The organism is Sulfuriferula sp. GW1 (assembly GCF_047300855.1).
Classification (GTDB): Bacteria; Pseudomonadota; Gammaproteobacteria; order Burkholderiales; family Sulfuriferulaceae; genus Sulfuriferula.
On the sequence record NZ_CP170197.1, the window covers coordinates 1,724,364 to 1,750,437 of the forward strand.

Consider the following 26,074-nt stretch of genomic DNA (forward strand, 5'->3'; position numbering starts at 1 on the left):
GCAAAACATGGCAATGATGAACCTGGTTTTCATATTGTTATTTATAGTCCGGGCACGAATTACTGGCTACGTTAACCCCTCATTATGAATTTCTGTATAGCGGCTCCAGAGAATCGGTCTTTTTCGTTTTAACCGGTTTACCGCCCGGTTTGTGCTGGTTAAATAAATGCCACAAGATATCGCCATGCCACTGCGCCTGCGTTTTCGCATATAGCGCACCATCCAGTTGGGTAATGGCTTCGGCCAGTTCAGGCTCGCACAGGCGTGCCAGGGCGGTCAGACTGGCGGGTGGCGCCTGGCGCCAGCGCTGTTTTGCCCAGGCGAGCAATTGCGTTTTCGCCTGCGCTGCATTGTTCTCCATGCAGGCTTTCCTGAATTGTTTTTCCAGCTTGCCGAGCGTTTCTTCCGATGCCGCATCGGCCCCGGCTGAAGGCGTTTTCTGGTGCGCCCGCCACCACCAGGCGAGCAGTGTGATCAGCCAGCCCAAACCGAGCAACACTGCCAGCGACGGCCACCAGCGCTGGGAACCGCTGACGAACGCGCCGGAAGATCGAGGGACATTGCCGGATAAAGTCGTTGATGCAGGTGCTTGGGTCACGAGGGGAGCCGGGGAGGGCGGTGGCGCGGATACCTGATTCGGGCTGCCGGGGAGAACGGTGATGCTGCGCGCCGGCAAGCGTGCCACCTCCGCTTGATTGGTATTGACATTCCACCATTTGATCTCGATGGCCGGCAGGGTGACATTGCCGGCGCGCGTGGGAATGTAGGCAATTTTCTGCTCGCGCGTGCCGATGATGCCGTTGCCATCCTGGCCGTTTTTCAGCGTGGGTTGATCCGGGTAGAGCTTGAGGCCGGCAATTTTTCCGCTATCCAGTGCCGGCAATTGTGTCGCGGTCAGGCCGTTCGCTGTAATTGTCAGCGTGCGGGTAATCGGCTCGCCCACGGTGAATCTGGGCGGATTTTCCGACCATTGCTCGGTCAGTTGCAGATTGCTGGCTGGTAGCCATTGGCGAATGTCGTAGCCGGGAGGAACCGGTTTCACCGTGAACGCGACGGATTTGGAATCCAGACGCATCTGACGTGTGCTCTGGCTGAAAGGGTTGAACATGAAGCCGCCGCCATTCTGGTTCGCTTCGACGACACTGCCGTCAAAGACGATGGGTGTACTGCTGAATTGCCCGCTCTTCTGCGGAAAAACAGCGTAGCGCCGTTCAATCACCGAATAGGCCTGGCCATTACGCATCACTTCAAACGGATGATCGGTGCCCAATCGTTCGACCACCGCATCCATGTTCGGGAAGGTGGGGTCGCTCAGGCTGCTGCCTTCTCCCAGGCTGAGCGCGCTATACAGCCGTACGGTGAAGATGATCTGTTGCTGCACGTGCACCGTCTGCGGGGTTGCGCTAACTTCCAGAAACAGATCCCTGCTCTGTTGCGCGGTGCCAGCCTGGCTGGCGGTGGTGACGGTGAGATTGATCGGGGCACTGGATTGCCCCCCGATGGAGATCGCCGGAATCTGCAGCTGTCCGGCATGCTTCGCCATCAGGCTGATCTGCCACTGGGTATTGTGAGAAATCTGCCCATTGATGATCTGAAAGCTGCTGCTTTTGCTTTGCCCGAGCACATCGAAGTCGCGCTTCAATGCGCTCAGATCCGGTTCCCCGTCACTGCTGTCACTGCTTAGCGTGAGGTTGAACGATTCATTCATGGCGACCGGATTGCGGTCCACCTGGGCCTGTAATGAAGCCGATGCCGGTGTGCAGGACAGCACCCACAATGCAGCGATCAGGAAAATCAGAAACTGATTAAAACGAGCTTTTACCATGGCTGTTTTTCACTCTGTTGAAATTGCTGTTGCTGTTTGTACTGATAAAGAAACTTGCGCCGCCACAGGCCGCCTGGATCATCCGGGATACGCCGCAACCATTCTTTGTCGGCCTGCTGCAATTGCTCGCGTTGCTGCGCATCGGCCGCGACTTGCGCATTGCCGGAAGGCGCCGGGTTCTGGCCTGCCGCCTGCGGCAATGGCTGTGGCTGTGGCTGACCCTGAGCTTGTGCGGGTGCGGCCTGACCCGGGTGCTGTGTTCCTGACTGCCCGGATGCATTGTTCTGTTGCTGCCCGGCACCCGGCTTCTGTTTGTCCGTGTTGCGCTGATGCTGTCCGGACTGGTCCGATGCTTTTTTAGACTGCTGATTGCCCTGCGCCGCTTGCGGCGATTGACCTGAGGATTTTCCTTGCTGTCCGTTCTGCGAGGATTGCTGCGGATTACCGGCGTTTTGCTGATTCTGTTGCTGGTTTTTCTGTTGGTTTTGTTGCTGTTTTTGTTGTTGCTGTTTCAACAGTTTTTCAACCAGGTCGCGGTTATAGCTGGCATCACTCAACTTTGGGTCGCGCTTCAAGGCCGCATCATAAGCTTGCAGCGCCTCGGGCAGGCGCCCCAGTTGCGCCAGCGCATTGCCGCGATTGTAATCAGCCTGGGCGGTGTCGATGCCTTTCAGACTATCCAGCGCTGCCTGGTAATTGCCGGCGCGATAATCGGCTGCCGCACGCCACTGAGGATCATGGAAAAGTTTGGCGGCAAGCTGCGGCTGTTTGGCATCCATGGCCTGCTGCCCGCGCTGATCGTCGCGCTGCCACAGGTTGCTCCATCCGAACGCATAAGCCGGATGGGTGTGCGGCAGGATAATCAGCAGCAACACAGCAAGATAGCCACGACGGAAAGCCAGCGCCCCGAGCAGCAGTAGCGGCAACAGCAGCCACGGGCCTTCGTCGCGCCACTGATCGCTCATCATGCCATGGACCTTGATATCCTGCTGCTGACCGAGTGAGCGCTTGAACGGCGCCAGTAACGCGTGAAAATCGCTGTCGTCGGGACTCAGACGCCGATAGGCGCCGTGGCCCTGGCGTGCCAGTTCAGCCAGACTGGCATCGTCCAGCCGGGGAATGACAATGGCGCCGCTGTCGTTGGTCACAAATCCACCCGCAGGATTCGGGATCGGCGCGCCAGCAGGGGTGCCGACACCCAATACCGACAGCCGGTGCCCGGCCTCGACCAGATGGCTGATGGCCGTTTTGAGCGAATCGGATTCGCTGCCGTTGAGGCCATCCGTAATCAGCAGCACCCCGCCGTGGGCAACACCAGCCTGCTTCAACAGTTTCTGCGCCAGGCTGATTGCGCGGCCAGGGTGAGAGCCCTGTGCCGGCATCAACGCGGGGGTGAGGACCTCCAGCTGGCTGACGATGGTCTGCGCATCGGTGGTCAGCGGGCTGACCACAAACGGCGTGGCTGCATAGACGATCAGCGCCGTTTCACCTTCCTTTTGCTGGTTGAGAATATCGCGCAATTTCAGTTTTGCGCGTTCCAGGCGGCTGGGTTTGATATCGGTGGCGTCCATCGAGCGCGACAAGTCGAGCACCAGCACCAGCGCCGACTGCTGGCGGAATACCGGTTGCGCCAGTTTCTGCCATGCCGGACCGGCCAGCGCAACAATCGCCAGCACACCGCCGAGGCCGACAGCGACCATGGCCCACGGGCCTTGCCGGGCGTTTTTCCCGATCAGCAGATGCGCCAGCAAACGCGGATCGACCACACGCTGCCAGCTGCGGCTGACCAGGCGCCGGCGCCACATCAGCCAAAGCAACAGGATCAAGGGAAGCAGGGCGAGCAGCCACAGGGGACGCAAAAAGTGAAATGCCGAAATCATTTCCATGGCTTCATCTCCTTCGTGCAATCGGCAGCACGAGCAATCCGGCCAGCAACAGGCTGAAGGCCAGCGGCCAGTAGAACAATGTCTTGTGTGGACGGAAGGTCTGCTTCTCCTGATCGAGCGGTTGCAGCTTATCCAGGATGCTGTAGATCTGGTTCAGCTGTTCGGTGTCGCGGGCACGAAAATAGCGCCCGCCGGTTTCCTTGGCAATGGCGCGCAGCGTATCTTCATCGAGGTCGCTGGACGGGTTGACGCTTTGCATGCCGAACAACGAAGGCACCTGCATCTCGCTGGCACCGATGCCGATGGTATAGATGGTGACGCCTTCCTTGGCAGCCAGTTCTGCCGCCTTGAGCGGTGTCAGCTCGCCCGTGTTGCTGACGCCGTCGGTGAGCAGGATCAGCACCTTGTTGCCCTGCTGCAATTCACTCAGGCGTTTTACCGCCAGACCGATGGCATCACCGATCGCCGTTTGCTCGCCGGCCAGGCCGATGGCGGCCTCGTCGAGCATGTCGTGCACGGTCTTGCGGTCGAAAGTCAGCGGCGTTTGCAGGTAAGCCTGAGTGCCGAACAGGATCAGCCCGATGCGGTCGCCGACGCGCCGGTCTATGAAATCGCCGGCAATTTCCTTGATGGCGTCGAGGCGGCTGACGCGCTGCCCGTTAATGACGAAATCCGGGGTTTGCATACTGCCGGAGAGATCCACTGCCAGCATCAGGTCGCGTCCGCTGACCGGCAAGTCGATGGGGTCGCCCACCCATACCGGCCGCGCTGCCGCGGTCACCAGCAGCAACCAGGCCAGGGCACCGATCCATGCACGGCCGCGCCACAGCGCCAGCCTGGCGGGTTTCGAAGCGCTTTCCAGGGCAAACGGATCAAGCCCGGGTACGCGCAGTGCGGCTTCCTTGACTTCATCGGCGCGCGGCAGTAGAAAACGCACCAAAAGCGGCAACGGCAAAACGAGAAAAAGCCAAGGCCATTCGAAGCTGATCATTTCTTGCCTCGCGGCAGTTTTTTCAGCCAGCGCTCGGCCAGCGCAAACAGGGCATTCAACGTGCCCGGATCGATAGTCATTTCCGGGCGATACGGGATGCTGGTTAACAGACGCCCGGCGTCCGATTGAAACGCAGCGCTTTCACCCAGACCGCGATCCAGGAAGACAAGCCATGCATCGCCGCTGAGTGCCGCCACCTCTTCGCGCGGAAATCGGCTCACCGCTACGCGGCGCAGCAGGACGGACAGTTCGCTCACCGCGGCTCGATGCGTGGACTGTTGCGACGCAAGCTGTTCACGCAGGCGGGCCAGTTCCATCAACGCAAAACGGCGCCAGTGGTTGCGGTTACGCAACCGATGCACGGCATATAAAACACCCGTCGCCAGCAGGACAAGCGCAAGCAGCAGCCACCATCCCGGTGCCGGCGGCCACCATGAGATGCGCGCGGGCAGATGAATATCATGCAGCTGGCTCAATGACGGATTCATCTGCGCATCCCCAATCCGCGCCGAAGTGCCGCCAGCGGGTCTTCGGCGGTGGTCAGCGACAGCAGGGTCATGCCATAGCGGCGGCATAGCTGTTGCAGCACAGCCTGTTGCTGGATAAAGCCCTCGCGGTAGCGCTCGCGCAACTGCGTATCCTCGGTTGCCAGGGTCAGGAAACGCTCGCCATCGCTCACCCGGTAATGTCCGGGTGGGGGCAGCTCGGCCTCCAGCGGGTCGTGAATGTCGGCGAGAATCAGTTCGCTATGCCGGGATAGCTGGGCCAGATGCGCGCTTCCCTGTCCATTGAGGTGAGCAAAGTCACTGATCAGGATAATCAGGCTGCCCGGCTGCGCTACCCGGCGCAGCCGCACCAGCGTCTGGTTCAGGGCATTGGCAGCCGACAGGGCATCATTGGGAGCAGCGCGCTGTTGCCAGGCGGCATGCCTGGCGATCTGGCTCAGCACGTGCAGCAGGGCTGCTTTGCCGCGCTTGGGGCGCAGTTCGATATGCGTAGTTTCGGAGAACAACAGGGCGCCGAGCCGGTCGCCCTGGCTCACGGCACGCCACCCCAGCAGGGCCGCCGCCTGGGCAGCGCGCACCGCCTTGAATGCGCCCTGGGTGGCGAAAAACATGGTGTGGCGCAAGTCAACCCAGAGCAGCACGGCGCGCTCGCGTTCTTCGCGAAACAGCTTGGTATGCGGGCGGCCGGTACGCGCGGTGACGCGCCAGTCGAGTATCCTCACATCGTCGCCCTGCATGTAGGGGCGCACCTCATCGAACTCCATGCCGCGTCCCTTGAACGGCGAACGGTAACCGCCGCTGACTGGCGAACGAATCCGTCCGGGATGGAGCACGAGCGATTCTGCATCGTGATGCAGGGCAATCAGGGAAGACAGGCTGACTCGCACCACGCCATCGTCTGGATCCGGCGTGTCTGCAGGAAGGGAAGCCCGATCAGCAAAGGCGGGCTGGTGGCGCCCGAACGCGGGAATCATGGTACCGGAATCAGGTCGATCAGTTTCTCGATAAAGTGATCGGGGGTGTGACCGTCGGCCTCTGCCTCATAACTCAATAACACGCGATGGCGCAGCACATCGAAAGCCAGCGCCTGGATATCTTCGGGCCCCACATAGGTGCGTCCCGCCAGCCACGCATGGGCGCGTGCGCAACGGTCGAGGGCGATCGTGGCGCGCGGACTGGCCCCCCACTGCACCCAGTTGCCCAGGTCGGCGCTGTAGGATGAAGGGTTGCGGGTGGCCAGAATAATCTCGACCAGATAACGTTCCAGATTGTCGGCCATGTATACCTCGAGCACCTCCTGGCGCGCAGCGAGCAGGGTTTCCTGACTGAGCCTAGTCACCGGAGGCGCTGTCTTGCGCAGCTGCTGCACCGCTTCAGCGCGCGCCAGTTGCAGTATCTGTCGTTCGGCTTCGGCCTTTGGATAATCGACCTTCACATGCAGCAGGAAACGGTCGAGCTGGGCTTCCGGCAGCGGGTAGGTGCCTTCCTGTTCGATGGGATTCTGGGTGGCCATGACCAGAAAAAGTGTGGGCAACGGATAGGTCGTGGTACCCACGGTGATTTGCCGCTCCGCCATAGCTTCCAGCAGCGCCGATTGCACCTTGGCCGGCGCCCGGTTCACCTCGTCAGCCAGCACCAGATTGTGGAACAGCGGACCGCGCTGAAACTGGAACGAACCATCCTGAGGGCGGAAAATATCGGTACCGGTGAGATCGGCGGGTAACAGATCGGGCGTGAATTGCACGCGATGAAAGTCGGCCTCAATCCCTTCACTCAGGACTTTGATGGCGCGCGTTTTGGCAAGACCGGGTGCGCCTTCGACCAATAGGTGACCATCGGCGAGCAGCGCTATCAGCAGCCGCTCCACCAGGATTTCCTGGCCGATGATGTGTTGCGAAACATGTTGTTGCAGTGACTGAAATGCCTGGTAAGCAAGAGAATTTCCCGACATGGCAATGGTGTCCGATTTGGTGGTGAACGCTATGGATAGCAGGACCCATGAGTTTTTAGATAGTTCCGTGAACTCGATGCAATTCGGTTGCTGTTAAAAATCGCAAAGTCCACATTTATGGTTATTATTGAGACATTCAGGCGAAGCCGGATTTTAAAAGACACGCACAAATGGACACCAAACCCTACAAAATAAAACCCGGCAACAAATTCAAGCTGAGTCAGTTCGAATCCGACGACAAGTCACTCATCAATGGCGACAAGGAGAACGCCAGGGAAGAGCTGGAAGCCTTGCGCGTCAGACTCGAATCCCTGCAGGAATTGCTATACGCGGAAAGCAAACACAAGTTACTCATTGTGTTGCAGGCAATGGACACCGCAGGCAAGGATTCCACCATTCGCATGGTGTTCGATGGCGTCAATCCGCAAGGTGTCAAGGTGGCCAGTTTCAAAGCGCCCACAGCGGAGGAACTGGCGCATGACTTTTTGTGGCGCGTCCACGCAAAAACACCCGCCAGGGGCGAAATCGTCATTTTCAATCGCAGCCACTATGAAGACGTGCTGATCACCCGTGTCAACGGCTGGATCGATGCCGAAACCTGCAAGGCGCGTTATCAGCAGATCAATGAGTTCGAAAAACATCTAGTCGAAAACGGCACCACGATACTGAAGTTCTATCTGCATATATCCAAGGATGAACAGAAACAACGCCTGATCGAGCGCCGCGATACGCCGAGCAAGCAATGGAAATTCAACCCGGACGACCTCGCCAGCCGAGCTCAATGGGGCAAATACATGAAGGCCTATTCCGATGCCATTTCTGCCACCAGCACCAAGCACGCGCCGTGGTTTATCGTGCCCGCCAATTCGAAATTGCAGCGCAATCTGGTTATTTCGAATGTGATTTGCGATACGCTGGAAGGCCTGAAAATGGAATATCCGAAAGCTGCAGAGGGGCTGGAGAAAATCGTGGTGAAATGAAAATACTGATTAACGATTGATCCGATAAATTTGCTAATCCAGAAAACATCAACGCGCAAACGAATGCGGCTAATTTCTTGACGCAAATTTTTGATTGGCTTATGTTGCTGAGGCGGCACAAAGCTTCAAGCGGGCGTAACGACAGTTTTCAAAATGTCCATTCGCCTCTGCGGGGTTACCCCGTGGAAACTACAGCAATGTAACATCTCGTCGCGTGAGCGACGGCTGCGCACAAACGCAGTCCAGCTCACGCAGCACCAGACTGGTTGGAGCGGTGTGCCGCAATCACACAATAACTAAACTTATCAAATGATTTTGTTATGACCCCTCGGCAAATGGTCTCCATTGCTCTTGCAGATGCTTTTCTCGCGGGGCCCCCAGCTTATTCTCTATTGCAGGAGCGCGGAGCCAAGGCATTGGGGGAAAATCCTGCATGGTTACGCAAGCTGACACAGCGTCTTTATGTGATGTTCGGTATTAGTCTGGTCAATCTGGACAGATTGGATCTAGCCCGGATTGTCATGGCCGACAACGATTATATTGACGCTTGGCGTTCAGGAAAGAAATCTCCTCGGATACGACATCAATTCTTGCAGCCGCCCTTCGCAGGTCCGCGCCGCGGTTTGTTTGCGCGCGCGCATTTGCCATCGTTATCCACTTCTGGTGATCTTGCTAGGTGGGTAGAACTGGAACCAACTGAACTTGACTGGTTTACAGACTATAGAAACACTGAGCGCCGTAGCGAAGCCGGTCCATTGCGGCATTATCACTATCGCTGGATGCGAAAGCGCAACGGAGCATACCGCCTGGTGGAGGTGCCCAAGGAACGATTGCGACGGGCGCAACGCAAAATATTGCGCATGTTCCTCGATCGCCTGCCACTCCATCATGCGGCACACGGTTTTCGTCGCGGCCACTCATGTGCCACGCATGCTGCGGTTCATGTTGGACAAGAAATCGTGATACGGATGGATTTGAAAAATTTCTTCCCAAGCATTCCCGCACCACGTATTCACGCAATGTTTCGTGCAATTGGTTACTCAATCAGTGTCGCACGCAGTCTTACCGCTCTATGCACCAATCGCGTTCCAGACACTGTGCTGAACGATTTACCAGCAACAGATGAAACGCCAAGGATAACCTGGCATGAACGAAAACAATACGCCACAAAACATCTGCCTCAGGGTGCGCCCACATCACCTGCTCTTGCTAATCTATGCGCATTTCGGCTTGATTTACGCCTTGCAGCGGCCGCTCGTTCACTCGGTGCCCGCTATACCCGTTATGCAGATGACTTGGCTTTCTCGGGAGGTGAGTTGCTGCGCCAAAATGCTGATCGATTTCATATCATGGTGTGTCGAATCGCATTGAGCGAGGGCTTCGAAGTTAACACGCGAAAAACACGCATCATGCACAAATCGGTGCGCCAGCAGCTCACCGGGATTATTGTGAACGATAGGCCTAATATTGCACGGAAGAAATACGACCAGCTTAAAGCCACGCTGCATAATTGCTCAAGGTCATCTCCTGAAGCACAAAATATTCATGGTATTTTGGACTATCGCGCGCACTTGCTAGGGAAAATTGCTTACGTGCAATTCTTAAATGCTCGGCGCGGCTCCAGACTCAAGAAAATTTTCGCAGAAATTGATTGGTCGAAATGAAGCATATTTCATGATCCATAGTGAACGTGGCAGCATTCAGCGTGGTCACAACACTGACACAATATAAGGATTTCATATGACTTACAGCCGCACAACCCGCATTCTGCATTCTTTGATCGCCCTGACCATTAGCTTTCAGCTTATTGTCAGCCTGGTGATGGAACATCCGGCAAACAAACGACCGATGAGCCAGGCCGGCGCTTTCTGGTTCGAATGGCATGAATGGGTGGGTCTGGCTGCAATGGCTGTCTTGCTGGTGAGCTGGATTTACCGGCTGGCGAATTTCAAACGCGAGGGACAGGGACAGCTGTTTCCGTGGACGAATGCTGCAGGTCGCAAGGCGTTGATGACCGAAACCGGCCATTTTCTGACGTTGAAATGGAAAGCCCTCGCAGATACCGGGCCTCTGGCCGGAACGATACACGGTCTGGGGCTGTTGATTGCCACGGCCATGGCCGTCACCGGCAGCATCCTTTACATCGGCTTATGGCCTGATGATGTCGTGACCCCGAATGTGCACACTATGATGGAAGTGCATTCGACCCTGGCAACCATCATGTGGATTTATCTGTATGGCCACGTGATCATAGCCTTATGGCATCAGTTCGCCGGTCATGCCAGCATCGCCAAAATGTTCAGCTGGCGTTGAGTCTTTTTGTCGCATGGCTCATGATCATGGCAACCCGATTCTTTTCAATGGACCGGTACCGTCACGGTTGCCGGAGCCAGGCATACATTGTCGTTGCAGGCCTGGATACGCAGGCTTGCGCTAACTGGTTGTCGAAGCGCTTTTTGAGGCAATTGTCCGTGTAGCGTGATACGCCCCTCGTACACTGCGATACCCTGCGGTGCAAACGGGGCCTTGAACATCTGCCCTGCCGGATATTTTATTTTCAGCTCCGGATATTCCGCGAGCATTAATTGCGTGGGGATCAGATTGGGGTCGGAAGCCGGATTGGCATTGATGTGATAGCCCGCTTCGATATCAATGGTCACAATCAGGTCGGCGCCGGTACTGGATGGCACAAGACGCGCCGTGGCGCGTACATGATCGGCGGAATTCGGAAACCCCGGCGTCGCTGTTTTGGCTGTATCTGGCGAAGCCGTTTTCTGCAACGTAGCAATCAATGGCGGCTGGTTTAGCGGGGCCAGCAGAGCACCCCAATTGAAGGGATCCGCAGCGACTTGCGCCGACAGCGATGTGAGTTCCCGGCGCGCGGCATTTGCATAAAGCGTATCGCCGGTGGCGATGGACAACTCCAGTAGCAGTACGATGGAGGAAGACTGTCCGGACGGCAGCACTGAATCTCCCTCCGCCGGAGGAGAGAGCAGCAAATCGCTCTGATCCTGGGTTTCTACAAACCGGCCATCGGGCCGGGCAAAACGTTGCAGCATGGCATCGGCAATCTGGCGGGAACGTGCCAGCCACACGGCATCGCCGGTTTGCTGGTGCAGCGTCAGGCAAGCTTGTCCGAACAGGGCGTAGTCGTCCAGGAAGCCGCTGCCGCCGGGGCGGCCTGCAAAGAATTGATGCTTGAGATCGCCTGTTGCCGGATCGAAAGCGTGTTGCCAAAGCCAGTTGGCATTATGCTGAGCAACCTTGGTCAGCGCAGGATCGTGCAGCCAGTGACCGGCCTGGGCAAAACCGATGATCGCCAGCGCATTGGTGGCGGTGACGATCTTTTCGTCGCGGGCGGGCTGAGGCCGTTTCTGGCGCGCGCTCAGCAGCTTGTCTCGCAGTGGCCGTAACATTTCGATGGTCGTTGCCAATTGGTTTTTTTGTGCCAATTTCTGAGCCTGGTCGCGTTGCAGGCGCAGCACGTCACCCTCGGGCTGCTTATGTCCTGCTGGCGCCGGCGGCATCGGTACCAACTGATACAACGTCAGGAAGCGTTGCGTATCAGCGACCCCCAGTACCGCCTCGATCTGCTGATGCGTCCATATGTAACTGGCGCCTTCGCTGCCATCCACTTCGGCATCCTGCGCGCTATAAAATCCGCCGCCCGGTGCTTGCATCTCGGTTGTCATGTAGTGCGCGGTGCGCAACGCAACCTGCCGGTACAGCGGGTTTTTGGTGATTGCATAGGCGTGGGCATACAGACCGAGTAGCTGCGCATTGTCGTAGAGCATTTTCTCGAAATGCGGAATGGACCAGCTCGGCTCGATGCTGTAGCGATGGAAGCCGCCTCCCAGCTGATCCATGACGCCGCCTTCAGCCATGGCCTCCAGTGTCTGCGTGACCATGCCCTGCACTTTGGCATCACGATTGAGCGTGCCGGTACTCAACAGCATGGACAGCAGCGGCGATTGCGGGAACTTGCTGGCACGCACGCCGACACCCGCATCAAATACATCGAAGTTGCTTGCGGCCTCGGCAATCGCTTTATCCCGCCATTGCTGCGGTGCCAGGGCTACCGAGCCAGACGTTGCGGAACCGCGCTCGGTTTGCTGCAAAGCCAGATAAACCTGATCTGCCAGTGCCACGACTTCGGCGTGATCTTCAATCCAGGCATGATGCATGCTCTTCAATATCGCCGGGAATCCGGGCAGCTTGCCCTGATCCTGCGGCGGGAAATAGCTGCCCGCATAGAAAGGTTTGAGGTCCGGGGTGAGAAATACATTGTTGGGCCAGCCGCCGCCACCGGTCATGATCTGAGTAGCCAGCATGTAGATGCGGTCGATATCCGGACGCTGCTCGCGATCGACCTTGATGTTGATGAACCACTGATTCATCAGTTTGGCGATCTCCGGGTTGGAATAGATTTCACGCTCGGCCACATGGCACCAGTAGCAGGTGGAATAGCCGATGGAGACGAAGATCGGCTTGTTCTCGCGCCGGGCTGCTTGCAGCGCCTCCGGCCCCCACGGGTACCAATCCACCGGATTGTGCGCGTGCAGCAGCAGATACGGATCACGGCTGTGGATCAGGCGGTTGGTATAGGTCTTGCCGTCAAACGTTACAGCGGGGGTAGTGGGGGTCGGCGATGCTGCCGGAGCCGCATTTGCGCGCGTTATCCAAGCTCCGGTCCCAGCCAGCAGCATCGCCAACATGAGCCCGAACAGCACCACGCTGCGCCACTGCCATATCAGTGAGCCTTGGCTATGCAACCGAACCGCATTCTGTAGGGCAAGTTTCATTTTTCGCCTCGACCTGATTCTATTTATTAGAGACAGCTTAGCAGCGCCAAATCCGCTTATTAATTATTGAAGAGGGGGGTAACAGATCCGTTGTTCACCCATCCGATGGTCCCACTGACCTGCGTTGTTTTTTAGTATCACCATGCTTCTGCTTGCTCTCCAGCCGGCGTCTTTGCGAAGCCCGGGTCGGCTTGGTTGCGCGACGCAGTTCGGGGACTTCGGTGGCGCGACGGATGAGTTCAACCAGGCGCACCCGTGCATCGTCGCGGTTGCGGCCCTGGGTGCGAAAACGCTGGGCTTCGATGGTGAGTATGCCTTCCTGATTAAGGCGCCGGCCTGCCAGCACGATCAGCCGGGCGCGCACCGCCTCGGGCAGGGAAGGGGAACGAGCGACATCGAAGCGCAACTGTACCGCCGACGATACTTTATTGACGTTCTGACCGCCCGGGCCGGAGGCGCGGATAAATTGCTCCTGGATTTCGCTGTCAGGGATCGAGAGTGTGCGGGTGATGTGGATCATGGGAATGATTTTACGCCTGCCTGGGCCAGCCTGGCCGCGCCGAATGCGGCCTCACCCTGTTGAGCCGTTTCGACAGGCACGCCCAGCTGCTTTTCGCGGATGCGGCGCCAGACTTCATTTTTGCTGCCACCCCCGGCGCTGATCACGCGCCGCAACGGCGTTGCACCCAGTTCGGCCAGTCTGGCATAACCCAGGGCTTCGATGCGTGCGATGCCTTCCAGCATGCCATGCAGGAAGCGCGCGTCGTCCACCGGGCGCGGGTCCAGGCGCGGCAGCAACGCCGGGGCGTGAACGGGAAAGCGTTCGCCGGGTCGGGGCAAGGGATAGTAGTCGAGTCCGCTCGGCTGGTCGGGATGGATTTTCGTGCTCAGTTCTACCAGGGCGGCATCGCTGAAAAATTGCCGCAACACACCGCCGCCGCTATTGGATGCGCCGCCCGCCAGCCATAAATTGCCGAAGCGGTGGCTGTATACCCCGTATTCTGAAGATTCGACCCGTGTCGTCGAGAGCAGCTTCAGCACCAGCGTGGTGCCCAGCGAAGTGACTGCGTCACCGGGTTGTGCAACGCCTGTGGCAATGAAAGCAGCAATGCTGTCGGTGGTGCCTGCACGCACGATGCAGGCAGGATTGACACTGAAATGGCGTGCCGTGTGGCGGTTGATGCGGGCTAGCGGGGCACCGGGTGCGACCACGCGCGGCAACAGTTGCGCTATCGGCAGCGCCTGTATCCAGGCCGGCCAGTCCAGGGTGCACGGGTCAAAACCGGTTTTGAGTGCGTTATGGTAATCGCTCATGCCGCCAACGCCAGTCAACAGGGCGGCCAGCCAGTCGGCCTGGTGCAGGAAATAGCGTGCGTGAACGGTACCTGGCTGTTGCATCAGCCACATGCCTTTGGCAAGACTGCCTGGCAATGGCACGTTGTCCGTCCCCGCACTGGCACGCATATCGTTATATAGCAAAGCCGGTGCCAGCGGCTCCAGTGCGTCATCGGCCAGCAGCACGGTGCCGGAGGTGCCATCTAAGGCAATGGCGGCCAGCGCTGCCCGTTGCGCACGCGGTATTTGCGCCAGCAGATCGAACAGGGCTGCGCGCCAGTCGGCTGTATCCTGTTGTTGCGGAACAACATATTTGACGCTTGCCTCGAAAGCCACGCTGCCGGCAGCATTGATGACACAGGCTCGCGCACCCGATGTGCCAAAATCCAGTCCAAGGTAAAACATCACTCGCGTCCGATTCAGGTAAAATTACAATAATACAAAAACCATTCTCGCATCACTTCGTAAAAATTGCGTTTAACCGCCATCAAACTTGCCGGGTTCAAATCCTTCGTTGATCCCACTCACATCCCCATTGTCGGCCAGATGGTCGGTGTGGTGGGACCGAATGGCTGCGGCAAATCCAATGTGATCGACGCGGTACGCTGGGTACTGGGTGAATCGCAGGCCAAGCAGTTGCGCGGCGAATCCATGCAGGACGTGATTTTCAACGGCTCCGGCACGCGCAAGCCGGTGTCGCGGGCGTCCGTTGAACTGGTGTTCGACAACAGTCTGGGCCGGGCGGCCGGACAATGGACGCAGTATGCCGAAATATCGGTCAAGCGCGTGTTGAACCGCAATGGCGATTCCAGTTATTACGTCAATAACCAGCACGTGCGGCGCCGCGACCTGACCGATATTTTCCTCGGCACCGGCCTCGGTACCAAGACTTCCTACGCCATTATCGAGCAAGGCATGATTTCGCGCATCATCGAGGCCAAGCCGGATGAGTTGCGCGGCTTTCTGGAAGAAGCGGCAGGCATCTCCAAATACAAGGAACGCCGCCGCGAGACCGAATCCCGGCTGAAAGACACACGCGAAAACCTGCTGCGCGTGGATGACATCCGGCGCGAACTTTCCGAACAGATAGTCCGGCTGCAGACGCAGGCGCTGGTGGCGCAGCAATACCATGCACTGCAAACCGAACTGAAAAATGCGCAGCAAATGCTGTGGCTGGTCAAAAAACGCGACGCGCAGGTCGCGCGCGAACGCTTTACGCGCCAGATCGAGGAGACGGGCAGGCAAATCGAGGCGCAAACCGCGCAATTGCGCCAGACCGAGCTGCAAATCGAGGAAACCCGCACCGCGCACTATGCCGCCACCGATGCGCTGAACACCGCGCAAGGTGATTTTTACGCCGCGTCTGCGGAAGTCTCGCGACTGGAACAAAATCTGCGCCATCTCGCCGACACACGTGCGCGCCTGGCAGCCCAGATCCATCAGCTCACCGAACAGCGCGACAGCCTGGAAAAACAGCACAACGACATGGCTGCCAGTCTGGCGCAATGGCAGCAACGTTTGCAGGACACGGACGCCGCGCTGGCAGACGCCGAAATCGAATCTGCCGAGGCCAGCAACACGCTGCCCGAGGTGGAAAGCCTGCTTGCCGATACCCAACGGCGTGTTGCCGATTTACAGCGCGAACTATCGCTCAGCGAACAATCGCACCAGATCGACGAAACTCATCACCAGCACAGCGCAAAAACCTTGCAGCAGCTGGAATCGCGCCATACTCGCCTGACTCACGAGCAGCGCGGCCTGCCTGAGCCCGACCGCGTGGCGCTGGGCACCGCCGAGGCTGAACTCGAAACCATTACCGAAACATTGGAAAATCTGCGCGAACAGACTGATGCGGCCCAGCAGCATCTTCCAGCGCTGGAAGCACAGCGCCAGCAACTGCGAGCGCAACTGGAAGATGTCACGCGCCGCCTGCATCAGGCCGAAGGCCAGCTTGCCGGCCTCAACAAGATTCAGGCGCATCTGGATGCCGATACCAAGCTGGATGGTTGGCTCAATCGACACCAGCTCGCCTCGCTGCCGCGTCTGTGGCAACAAATCGAGGTGGAAACCGGCTGGGAAACCGCCCTGGAAGCGGTGCTGCGGGAACGCATCAATGCTCTGGCGGAACCCGGCTCGAATATATCCAGTGTCCTCAATGACATCCCCCCCAGCCGCGTGAGTTTTTATGATCCGCACACAGTGCCAGCCACTGCCGCCAGTACCCCGCTGCCCACGCTTATGGATAAAGTGCGATGGAAAACAGGGCAGGGCGGGGCACTGGGGGACTGGATAGGCGAAGTTTATGTGGCCGACAACGCAGCGGCAGCGCTGGCGTTACGCGATCAATTGCCTGCCCATGCCCAGTTGGTATGCCCGGAAGGCCACATATTCACGCGCCATACGCTGAGCTTTCATGCCGAACAGACCGCCGTGCAGGGGGTGCTGGCAAGACAGAAAGATATCGAACGGCTGACCGTCGAGACGGAAGAATCCGCGCTGCAAAAGGAAACACTGGCTGAACAGCTGGCACAAAGCGAAGATGCGCTGCGCCATGCGCAACAAAATCTCAGCGTATTGCGCAACCAGTTCAATCAGACCCAGCAACGCCAGCATCAATTGCAGATGGACACCATGCGCGCGCAACAGGCGCTGGAGCGCGTCACCCAGCGCAGTGCACAAATTACCGCCGAACTGGCCGAAGTCGAAGCACTGATGGAACAGGAGCGTATTGAACAGCAGGCCGCCAGCGAACGCTTACACGAGCACCGCACCCAGGCCGGCTTTGTACGCGAGCATTTGGATGATGCGCGACGCGCGCGCAGTGATGCTGAAAACCTGCTCAACCAGAAACGCGAAGCGCAGCGTTTAAGCGATCGTAAATTGCAGGAAATTCGCTTTACGCTGCAATCATGTGACAACAAAATCAATGATCTGAATAACGCAATTAAACTTAATTCAGAGAACAAAAACCGACTCAGCGAACAACTGGCTCAGCTTGGTATCGAGCAAGCCCGCATCGACGAATCGGACCAGCAAGCAGCCCTGCAACAAGCTATTGCCGAGCGCCAGGCACAAGAACATGCGCTGGCTTCGCGCCGCAATGAGCTGGAAGCCGCCACCGCCCAATTACGGACGCTGGAAGAAGCGCGCATGCGCCTCGAACAAGGTTTAACTCCCTTGCGCAACCGCATGGAAGAATTGCGTTTAAATGAGCAAGAATCACGGCTGCTTGAAGTGCAATGTGAAGAGCAGCTGGGCGCTTTGCAGGCTGATGAAGCCGGCCTGCTAGCCAGTCTGGAAAAGGGCGCCAAAGTCAGCGGGCTGAATGCAGAAATTGCGCGACTGGGCAGCGCGATCGAAGACCTGGGCGCTGTCAACTTGGCTGCGCTGGATGAACTGCAGCACGCGCAGGAGCGCGAAACGTATCTGATAGCGCAAGGCGACGATCTGAACCAGGCCATCGCCACACTGGAATCAGCCATCCAGAAAATCGACGCCGAGACGCGTGAATTGCTCAAAACCACGTTTGATACCGTCAACCAGTCCATGTCCGAGTTGTTTACCACGCTATTCGGCGGCGGCCAGGCGCAACTGATTTTGACCGGAGAAGAGTTGCTCGACGCCGGCGTGCAGGTGTTTGCCCAGCCGCCTGGCAAGAAAAACAGCTCGATACACCTTTTGTCGGGCGGCGAAAAAGCCCTGACTGCGCTGTCGCTGGTATTCGCCCTGTTCAAGCTCACCCCGGCGCCATTCTGCCTGCTGGACGAAGTGGATGCGCCGCTGGACGACAGCAATACGGAGCGTTACGCCCGCCTGGTCAAACAGATGTCCGAGCAAGTGCAGTTCCTGTTCATCACGCATAACCGCATCACCATGGAAGCCGCGCACCAGTTGATCGGCGTCACCATGCAGGAATCTGGTGTTTCACGCACTGTGACCGTGGATCTGGAACAGGCTGCCAATCTGGCCGCCGCCTGACCACACATATGGAATTGACCCATGACCTATGAAGAATATCTGGACGAGGTCACCACGCTGATTACTGAGCTGTACGGCCTGAGTGATGATGCCGCAATCAAGCTGGTCATGCAGGCTCAGGCGGATGATTTTTTCATCCAGCACGACGAAGTTCCGGCGCTGCGCAACCAGGATCAAGCCCAGCGCGATGCAGCATCCATTTTCAAGCGCAAGGCGTGACAAGCAGCGGCACAAGGTGCGGTAACGCACAGATCATGCCGACTTAAAAAGATAAGCTTGCCGGAAGTTTCCCAAACGATTTTTTTTGTGCAGGAACAAGCCTTGGCAGTATTGCCGGGCGCAGATGTCCAGGAGAAAACCCGCCTTGTTCGCCCTTCATAACTTCGCATAATGTATATTATGTTAAATCATGTAATTTATTGAAGCGAGATGGTTCCAGCGAGTAAAATGCGCCTTCGATAAAAACCTGTCTGCTCTACTGCTGCCGACTTTACACATTACGATTCATATTTCTATGCAAGATAATCAAAAACCGCCTGTATCCAGTAACGCCGAGTTGCAACATGAAGTTGCTGAACTGATGATTGAATGTTTAAACCTTGAAGTTACTGCAGATCAAATCTCCGCTGATGCCCCCTTGTACGGTGAAGGTTTGGGCCTGGACTCCATTGATGTGCTGGAAGTCGCGCTGATGGTATCCAAGCGTTATGGTCTCCAGCTGCGCGCTGACAGTGCCGACAACCAGCATATTTTCAGCTCGCTGCGCAGTCTCTCAGACTATATTGCAACACAGAGAAGCCGCTAAATGATGTTCCGCGTCCTGCGCTGGCTGGGCATTGCTGCGCTGGTGATCGGCTATTCGATATTGGCTCATTACACCAATGAATCCGCAAGCAACCCTAATTTGGGTGCATTGGTAGCCATTGCTCCGGTAGTCTTGATAGCACTGATCCTGGCCTGGCGCTCATCACGGCGTATCGTGATGCTGGGCGTGCTGGTACTGGCGTGTGCCGCATTGTGGTTTGGCTGGTCGACGCTGGAGCACCATTTCGGCCTGGTTTACTGGCTGCAATATATGGCCATGCAGCTCATCCTGTTCATGACTTTTGCCCGCACTTTGGTCGCCGGACGTCAACCGCTGTGTACCCGCTTTGCAGAAGCCGTGCATGCGCCCTTGACCCCACAGCACGAAAACTATGCGCGCCAGGTGACCGTAGCCTGGACCCTGTTTTTTGCCGCGATGGCGTTGATTTCGACTTTGCTGTTTTTTCTGGCGCCGCTGACCGTATGGTCGGTTTTTTCCAATTTTCTGACCCTCCCCCTGGTTGCGTTGATGTTCATTGCCGAATACTGGGTCCGCAGGTGGTTATTACCCGATACCCAGAATATGCGCATCCTTGATGCGGTGCGTGCATTCCGGAATCACTCGGCGCGTCCGCGCTAGCCTGCCGTAGCCTTGATCATGTCTCAATTTCCGCTGGTATCTCACGTCTCCCCTGACAGCATTATCGCCTGGCGCTCCGAGGGGGCCGTCACGCTGCGTCAGTTCCTCGCCGAAGTCAGTCAGCTTGCCGCCCGGTTTCCCGCGGGGGGGCATCTGCTCAATATGTGCAGCGACCGTTACCGCTTCAGCGTGGGTCTGGCGGCCGCTATTGTGGCCGGCAAAGTCAGTTTGTTGCCGTCAACCCACACACCGGAAACCGTGCGCCAGATCAAGGTTTTTGCCCCGGATGTGTTTTGTTTGACGGATAGCGATCTGTGCACGGTGGACCTGCCGTTACTACGCTATCCGGCCACGAGCGGGAGTCAGGCTGAAGCATTTGCCATTCCGCAAATTGACGCCAGCCAGCGCATTGCAGTGGTATTCACTTCAGGCTCCACCGGTACGCCGCAACCGCATCCCAAAACCTGGGGTGCGCTGGTCCGCAGCGTGCAGGCCGAGGCAGCGCGACTGGGGCTGCTGCACAATATCCCGCACACACTGATTGGCACCGTACCACCGCAACACATGTACGGATTTGAATCCACGGTACTGATGGCATGGCATAGCGGCAACGCCCTCAGCCATGCGCAACCATTTTACCCGGCCGACATTTGTCAGGCGCTGGCGGCAGTGCCCATGCCGCGCGTGCTGGTCTCTTCGCCGGTGCATCTGCGCGCCTTGCTGGATGCGGAGTTGGCATTGCCGCAGCTGGCACTGGTGGTATCCGCCACCGCCCCGCTGTCTGCCCAGCTGGCGCAGGACGTCGAGGAAAGTTGCCATGCCCCGCTCATGGAAATCTATGGCAGCACCGAAACCGGCCTGATTGCCACCCGCCGCCCTGCCCAAAGCGAGGAATGGCGCCTGCTTCCCGGCATAAAATTGATTACGGATGGCAACAGCGTGTGCGCTTGCGGGGGACACATCGAGAACAAGATTGCGATGGGCGACAAGCTGGAACCGGTCTCGGACGAGCATTTTTTACTGCACGGGCGCCTGGCCGATCTGGTCAATATCGCCGGCAAACGCCATTCGCTGGCCAGCCTCAATCACCTGCTCAATTCCATTCCCGGTGTCGTGGACGGCGCCTTTTACATGCCGGATGAATCCGGCCATGGCCACATTACGCGGCTGGTGGCTTTCGTGGTGGCGCCGGAACTGGAGGCGCCCTGTCTGCTGGCAGCCTTGCGCGAACATATCGACCCGGTTTTCCTGCCGCGGCCATTACTGTTTGTCGAGGAATTACCGCGTAACTGCACCGGAAAACTGCCGCGCGCAGCGTTGCAGGCCCTGTTTCAGGCACATGCCGCACAAAAATCCGCATGAATAACGCCATTCACTGGACCGTCCCGCTCGATCATCCCGCCTTTGCCGGCCATTTTCCAGGTACGCCCATCCTGCCTGGCGTGGTGCTGCTGGACACAGCGCTGCACGCCATTGCTGAGGCGAGTGGAATCGACTTGATTGATTGCGAGATCAGCTCGGTCAAATTTCTATGCCCGGCAAATCCGGGCGATGAACTGGTGATCCAGCACACCATTTCAGCCAGCGGCGTCATCCGTTTCGAAATTGCCGCCGGTACGCGCAAAATAGCCAGCGGAAGTATTGTGGCAAAATCGTCTGCATGACAGCTCCCACGACTACCGACCACACGACCTGGGCGCACACACCGGAGCGCAGCAATATGCTGATGCTGCGGATCATGACGTGGATTTCCCTGCGGCTCGGACGGCGTATTGCACGCGGGGTATTGCACCTGATCGCCAGCTATTTTGTGCTGTTTTCCCCCGGCAGCCGGCGCGCTTCCAGGAATTACCTGCAGCGCGCACTCGACCGCCCGGTCCGCTGGACGGATATGTACCGGCATTTTTTTACTTTTGCCGCCACCATCCATGACCGCGTCTATCTGGTCAACCGCCGCTTCGACCTGTTCGATTTTGAGGTGCATGGCGAAGACACGCTGCATCGCCTGATCGCCGACGGCAATGGCGTGTTCCTGATGGGGGCGCACCTGGGCAGCTTTGAAGTGATCCGCGCGCTTGGCCGGAAAGACACCGATTTGCGCGTCGCCATGGTCATGCACGAAGATAACGCCCAAAAAATCAATGCCATGCTGGCGGCTATCAATCCGGAAGCGGTACAGGATATCATCGGCCTGGGTCACATCGATTCCATGCTCCAGGTACGCGAGCGGCTGGATGAAGGCTGTGTCGTCGGCATGCTCGCCGATCGCACTCCGGGCAATGACACCCTGTACCCGGTGAATATTCTCGGCGCCAGCGCAAACTTGCCCATCGGGCCGTTTCGCATGGCGGCATTGCTGCAACGGCCGGTGGTTTTCATGACCGGCCTGTATCTGGGCGGCAACCGTTATGCCATCCATTTCGATGCGCTGGCGGATTTTTCGGCCATCCCCCGAGGTCAACGGGATGCTGCGCTACAGACGGCCATCAGTCGTTACGCAGCACTGCTCGATCAATATTGCCGCAAGACACCTTATAACTGGTTTAACTTTTTCGATTTCTGGCAGACTGCACCCACAACCATGCCTCCAAAGTCATCATGATTACCACATCGCCCTCCTCCCTTTCACTGACTGCGTCCACCCGCCTGTTCGTTGCGCTGGCCATGATGTTATTGCCTGCGATAAGTCACGCCGCCAACTGGGATATCGACCAACTGATGCAGGGACTGGCGCAAATTCGCACCGGCCAGGCCAGTTTTGTCGAAAAGAAAACCATCGCCATGCTCGACCGGCCGGTGGAATCGTCCGGCGAACTGTTTTACAGGGCGCCTGACCACCTGGAAAAACGCACCCTCAAACCCAAACCTGAATCCATGATTGTGGATGGCGGCAAGCTCGTCATCGAACGCGGACAAAAGAAATACCGTCTGCAACTGGCGGATTACCCGGAGCTGGCTGCTTTTATCGACAGCATACGCGGCACGCTGGCGGGTGACCGCAAGGCGCTGGAGCGTAATTATCGGCTCAGCCTGGACGGCACTGCCGAACACTGGACGCTGCAACTTGTACCGATCGATGAAAAAATGCAGGCCGTGGTAAAACGCATCCAGATCGCCGGGGTGCGGGACGCAGTGCGCAGCATGGAAATCACCCAGGCCGACGGCGACAGCTCGCAGATGCTGATCGAAAAAATGGCTACGCCGTGAAGCGCACGCGGATAGCAATAGCCCTGTGGCTGGCGTTTATCCTCGCCTGCGGCATCATCATCAGCCGCACCCAGTTCACCACCGATCTATCGGCATTTTTGCCGCGCAGCCCCACCCCGGAACAACAATTGCTACTGGAGCAGATACGTGACGGCCTCGCCTCGCGCCTGATTCTGGTGGGCATTGAAGGTGCCGATGCGCCTACCCGTGCCCGGCTTTCCAAACAGATCGCGCAGCGCCTGCGCGCCGATCCTGCCTTTGTCAGCGTCAATAATGGCGAGCCGGTCAGCGCCGAGCGCGACCGGGCTTATCTGTTCAACCATCGCTACCTGCTCAGCCCGGCGGTGGCGCCCGCACGTTTCAGCGTGGCAGGCCTGCACGCCGCGCTGAGCGACAGCATCGACCTGCTCGCTTCGCCCGCCGGACTGCTGGTCAAGTCCTTGCTGCCGCGCGACCCGACCGGGGAAATGGTGCAATTGCTCGACCAGCTCAGCAGCGGCACGCATCCGCAGCTGGTCGGTGGGGTATGGGCATCCCGTGACGGGAAACGTGCCCTGCTGCTGATGCAAACGCGCGCTTCGGGCTCCGATACCGATGCCCAGCAACGCGACATGGCCGCCATCCGGCAGGCGTTTGACGCGGCGCCCAGCGCAACCCCGGCCGCCAGATTGCTGATGACCGGGCCCGGCGTATTTTCGGTCACGTCACGCGATACCATCAAAAGCCAGGTCAGCCGTCTGTCCATCATCAGCGTCGTACTCATCGCGACGCTGCTGTTACTGGTCTATCGTTCTTTCACCGCGCTGGCATTGGGTTTTTTGCCCGTCATCAGCGGCGCGCTGGCAGGCATCGCCGCCGTCAGCCTGGGCTTCGGAACGGTGCATGGCATCACCCTGGGGTTTGGCACTGCCCTGATCGGCGAGGCGGTGGATTATTCCATCTACCTGTTTGTGCAATCAGAACGAGGCGGCTCCGGCCAGCAGGACTGGATCAAGCGCTTCTGGCCCACCATCCGTCTCGGCGTGCTGACTTCGATATTCGGCTTTGCTTCGCTGTTGCTGTCCGGTTTTCCGGGCCTTGCGCAACTCGGCCTGTATGCGATAGCCGGCCTGATCGCGGCCGCTGCGGTGACCCGTTTCGTGTTGCCGCATCTGCTGCCGAAAAACTTTCGCATCCATGATGTCTCGGCCATCGGTGTCGGCCTGTCCCGTCTGGTACAACGTGCCGCTGCCCTGCGCTGGCCGGCCGTACTACTGCTGCTGGTGGCCTGTGCCGTGCTCTTTGCGCACCGCAACAGTTTATGGAATGACAAAATATCCGCGTTAAGCCCGGTATCGCAAGCCGATGTGGCGCTGGATGCCAGCCTGCGCGCCGACATGGGTGCACCCGACGTGCGTTATCTGGTGGTGGTGTCCGGCGCGAGCCGCGAAGCTGTATTGCGCTCCGCCGAACAGGTTTCCACCGTGCTGCAAAAGCAGGTTGATCAAGGCGCTCTCGCCGGATTTGAAAGCCCCAGCCGCTATCTGCCCAGCACGGCAACGCAACGTGCGCGACTGGCCAGCCTGCCCGCCCCAGCCGTGCTGGAAACGCGCCTTGCCCAGGCAGTTCAGGGATTACCGGTGCATGCGCAACTGTTTACGCCGTTTCTTGCCGATGTCGCAGCCGCGCGCAGCCAGCCTTTGCTGCAAGCGTCCGATCTTGAACATACCTCGATGGCCATGGCAGTGGACGCCCTGCTCATACGCCAGGACCGCCACTGGAGTGCCTTATTGCCGCTTACCGCAGCCAAGGATGCCGGCATCAATGCCGACCGGATTCGCGCCGCGCTGGCCGCCACCGGCTTGCCGAATGTCCTGTTTGTGGACATGAAAGCCGAGTCCGACCGCCTGTATTCCGGCTATCTGCATGAAGCCATCCTGTTGTCGCTCGGCGGCCTGGTCGCCATTATCGGACTGCTGCTATTTGTTTTCCGCTCGCCCATGCGCGTGTTGCGCATCATCGTGCCGCTGGCGGCCGCAGTCATCACCGTCACGGCGGGATTGGCCGTACTGGGTCAGCAGCTGATCATTCTGCATCTGGTGGGGTTGCTGCTGGTGGTTGCGGTCGGCTCCAATTACGCCCTGTTTTTTGACCGGCCCGATGACCCGCTTCCTGCGCAGACGGATGCCTTGTCTGAACAACCGATAACCCACACCATTTCGCCGCGCACCCTCGCCTCGATGTTGTTCGCCAACCTGACTACCGTCGCAGGCTTCGGCCTGCTGGCGTTTTCCAACGTGTCGATATTGCAGGCCATGGGGGAAACTGTGGCGCCGGGCGTCATCCTTGCGCTGATCTACTCCGCGATTTTTGCCAGGAAAGCCCATGCCTGATACACGCTGGCGCCCGACACCCCTGATCCGCGCGACCCTCGTGCTGCATGCGCTGGCCCTGCTGGCAGTGCTCGTGGAACCGGGCCAATGGCGCTGGGCGTTGGGAGCCGTACTGGCCAATCACGCGCTGCTTACGCTGCTCGGGTTGTGGCCGCGCAGCCACTGGCTGGGACAGAACTGGACACGGCTGCCTGCCGCCGCCACGGCCAGAAATGAAATTGCCCTGACCATCGATGACGGCCCCGATCCCGTCGTCACCCCGCAGGTGCTGGACATGCTGGATCACTATGCCATCCAGGCTACTTTTTTCTGCGTCGGAGAAAAAGCCGCACGCTACCCGGACTTGTGCCGGGATATCGTGCGGCGCGGCCATGCTGTGGAAAACCACAGCCAGCATCACCGTCATCACTTCGCGCTGCTGGGGCGTTCCGGTTTCACGCGTGAATTGCAGGCCGCGCAGGATACACTCACCACGATTACCGGCCAGCGTCCGTTGTTTTTCCGCGCGCCAGCCGGCTTGCGCAATCCATTTCTCGACCCGGTGCTTGCCCGCTTGGAGCTGCGCCTTGCCAGCTGGTCGGCGCGCGGTTTCGACACCCGGATCAGCGACATCGAGCGCGTTAAAAACAAGCTATCACGCGGTCTGCATGCGGGCGCTATTTTGCTGGTGCACGATGGCAACGCTGCACACACATCCGATGGCGTCCCTGTTATTCTTGCCGTGCTTCCCGCTGTCGTGGCCACCGCTGCGGCTGCCAATCTGCGTTTTGTCACCTTGCGCAAAGCGCTTGCATGAA

At 58.4% G+C, this 26,074-nt stretch carries 22 protein-coding genes; 13 read left to right on the forward strand and 9 right to left on the reverse strand.

Annotation, left to right across the window (positions count from 1 at the left end; translation table 11 throughout):
- Positions 1 to 82: 82 nt before the first annotated feature.
- Genes ACFDAU_RS08390 through ACFDAU_RS08415 form a run of 6 tightly spaced genes read right to left on the reverse strand, consistent with a single transcriptional unit; the run spans position 83 to position 7,159 of the window.
- Entirely contained in the window at positions 83 to 1,825 is a 1,743-nt protein-coding gene (locus ACFDAU_RS08390) for a BatD family protein (RefSeq protein WP_413436489.1), read from the reverse strand.
- Positions 1,819 to 3,711, reverse strand: a complete 1,893-nt coding sequence (locus ACFDAU_RS08395; RefSeq protein ID WP_413436490.1) for a VWA domain-containing protein — start codon at positions 3,709 to 3,711, stop codon at positions 1,819 to 1,821. Before ACFDAU_RS08395 ends, ACFDAU_RS08390 begins: the two co-directional genes overlap by 7 nt.
- Positions 3,712 to 3,715: 4 nt before the next feature.
- Positions 3,716 to 4,702, reverse strand: coding sequence for a vWA domain-containing protein (locus ACFDAU_RS08400; RefSeq protein ID WP_413436491.1), 987 nt, complete (start codon positions 4,700 to 4,702; stop codon positions 3,716 to 3,718).
- Positions 4,699 to 5,190: a DUF4381 domain-containing protein gene (locus ACFDAU_RS08405; RefSeq protein ID WP_413436492.1), complete on the reverse strand. Its 492-nt coding sequence runs from the start codon at positions 5,188 to 5,190 to the stop codon at positions 4,699 to 4,701. Before ACFDAU_RS08405 ends, ACFDAU_RS08400 begins: the two co-directional genes overlap by 4 nt.
- Complete coding sequence (locus ACFDAU_RS08410) at positions 5,187 to 6,182, reverse strand: DUF58 domain-containing protein (RefSeq protein WP_413436493.1); 996 nt, start codon at positions 6,180 to 6,182, stop codon at positions 5,187 to 5,189. Before ACFDAU_RS08410 ends, ACFDAU_RS08405 begins: the two co-directional genes overlap by 4 nt.
- A complete protein-coding gene (locus ACFDAU_RS08415; RefSeq protein ID WP_413436494.1) occupies positions 6,179 to 7,159 on the reverse strand; it encodes an AAA family ATPase in 981 nt (326 codons plus the stop codon). Before ACFDAU_RS08415 ends, ACFDAU_RS08410 begins: the two co-directional genes overlap by 4 nt.
- Before the next feature lie 170 nt (positions 7,160 to 7,329).
- Between ACFDAU_RS08415 and ACFDAU_RS08420 the strand changes: the two genes are divergently transcribed.
- The 3 genes from ACFDAU_RS08420 to ACFDAU_RS08430 all read left to right on the forward strand — a co-directional run bounded on the left by ACFDAU_RS08420 (position 7,330) and on the right by ACFDAU_RS08430 (position 10,452).
- Entirely contained in the window at positions 7,330 to 8,139 is an 810-nt protein-coding gene (locus ACFDAU_RS08420; protein WP_413436495.1) for a polyphosphate kinase 2 family protein, read from the forward strand.
- Between the two features lie 320 nt (positions 8,140 to 8,459).
- On the forward strand, positions 8,460 to 9,803 hold the full coding sequence (locus tag ACFDAU_RS08425; RefSeq protein WP_413436496.1) for a reverse transcriptase family protein: 1,344 nt from the start codon (positions 8,460 to 8,462) through the stop codon (positions 9,801 to 9,803).
- 76 nt (positions 9,804 to 9,879) lie between these two features.
- Positions 9,880 to 10,452, forward strand: a complete 573-nt coding sequence (locus tag ACFDAU_RS08430; protein WP_413436497.1) for a cytochrome b/b6 domain-containing protein — start codon at positions 9,880 to 9,882, stop codon at positions 10,450 to 10,452.
- A gap of 44 nt (positions 10,453 to 10,496) precedes the next feature.
- On the opposite strand, the gene ACFDAU_RS08435 is transcribed toward ACFDAU_RS08430, so the two are convergent.
- From ACFDAU_RS08435 to ACFDAU_RS08445, 3 genes are all read right to left on the reverse strand, one after another.
- Positions 10,497 to 12,941, reverse strand: a complete 2,445-nt coding sequence (locus ACFDAU_RS08435; RefSeq protein WP_413436498.1) for a thioredoxin domain-containing protein — start codon at positions 12,939 to 12,941, stop codon at positions 10,497 to 10,499.
- Positions 12,942 to 13,035: 94 nt separating this feature from the next.
- The gene (gene arfB / locus ACFDAU_RS08440) at positions 13,036 to 13,461 is read right to left on the reverse strand and encodes an alternative ribosome rescue aminoacyl-tRNA hydrolase ArfB (protein ID WP_413436499.1); all 426 of its coding nucleotides are present in this window, start codon (positions 13,459 to 13,461) and stop codon (positions 13,036 to 13,038) included.
- Entirely contained in the window at positions 13,458 to 14,681 is a 1,224-nt protein-coding gene (locus ACFDAU_RS08445; RefSeq protein ID WP_413436500.1) for an FGGY-family carbohydrate kinase, read from the reverse strand. Before ACFDAU_RS08445 ends, arfB begins: the two co-directional genes overlap by 4 nt.
- 66 nt (positions 14,682 to 14,747) lie before the next feature.
- On the opposite strand from ACFDAU_RS08445, the gene smc reads away from it, so the two are divergent.
- From smc to ACFDAU_RS08495, 10 genes are all read left to right on the forward strand, one after another.
- Positions 14,748 to 18,254 (forward strand): chromosome segregation protein SMC, encoded by a 3,507-nt coding sequence (gene smc, locus ACFDAU_RS08450; RefSeq protein ID WP_413436501.1) that lies wholly within the window; start codon positions 14,748 to 14,750, stop codon positions 18,252 to 18,254.
- 21 nt (positions 18,255 to 18,275) lie between these two features.
- Positions 18,276 to 18,473 (forward strand): hypothetical protein, encoded by a 198-nt coding sequence (locus tag ACFDAU_RS08455; protein WP_413436502.1) that lies wholly within the window; start codon positions 18,276 to 18,278, stop codon positions 18,471 to 18,473.
- A gap of 295 nt (positions 18,474 to 18,768) precedes the next feature.
- Positions 18,769 to 19,059, forward strand: coding sequence for a phosphopantetheine-binding protein (locus ACFDAU_RS08460; RefSeq protein ID WP_413436503.1), 291 nt, complete (start codon positions 18,769 to 18,771; stop codon positions 19,057 to 19,059).
- Positions 19,060 to 19,698, forward strand: coding sequence for a hypothetical protein (locus ACFDAU_RS08465; RefSeq protein ID WP_413436504.1), 639 nt, complete (start codon positions 19,060 to 19,062; stop codon positions 19,696 to 19,698).
- A gap of 18 nt (positions 19,699 to 19,716) precedes the next feature.
- Positions 19,717 to 21,060, forward strand: a complete 1,344-nt coding sequence (locus ACFDAU_RS08470; protein ID WP_413436505.1) for an AMP-binding protein — start codon at positions 19,717 to 19,719, stop codon at positions 21,058 to 21,060.
- Positions 21,057 to 21,362 (forward strand): hypothetical protein, encoded by a 306-nt coding sequence (locus tag ACFDAU_RS08475; protein WP_413436506.1) that lies wholly within the window; start codon positions 21,057 to 21,059, stop codon positions 21,360 to 21,362. The genes ACFDAU_RS08470 and ACFDAU_RS08475 overlap by 4 nt, the downstream gene beginning before the upstream one ends.
- A complete protein-coding gene (locus tag ACFDAU_RS08480) occupies positions 21,359 to 22,300 on the forward strand; it encodes an acyl-CoA synthetase (protein WP_413436507.1) in 942 nt (313 codons plus the stop codon). The genes ACFDAU_RS08475 and ACFDAU_RS08480 overlap by 4 nt, the downstream gene beginning before the upstream one ends.
- Positions 22,297 to 22,905 carry a LolA-related protein gene (locus tag ACFDAU_RS08485; RefSeq protein ID WP_413436508.1) on the forward strand — a complete coding sequence of 203 codons (609 nt, stop codon included), beginning with the start codon at positions 22,297 to 22,299 and terminating at the stop codon, positions 22,903 to 22,905. The genes ACFDAU_RS08480 and ACFDAU_RS08485 overlap by 4 nt, the downstream gene beginning before the upstream one ends.
- Positions 22,902 to 25,277, forward strand: a complete 2,376-nt coding sequence (locus ACFDAU_RS08490; protein ID WP_413436509.1) for an MMPL family transporter — start codon at positions 22,902 to 22,904, stop codon at positions 25,275 to 25,277. The genes ACFDAU_RS08485 and ACFDAU_RS08490 overlap by 4 nt, the downstream gene beginning before the upstream one ends.
- Positions 25,270 to 26,073 (forward strand): polysaccharide deacetylase family protein, encoded by an 804-nt coding sequence (locus ACFDAU_RS08495; protein ID WP_413436510.1) that lies wholly within the window; start codon positions 25,270 to 25,272, stop codon positions 26,071 to 26,073. The genes ACFDAU_RS08490 and ACFDAU_RS08495 overlap by 8 nt, the downstream gene beginning before the upstream one ends.
- The last annotated feature ends 1 nt before the right edge of the window (position 26,074 follow it).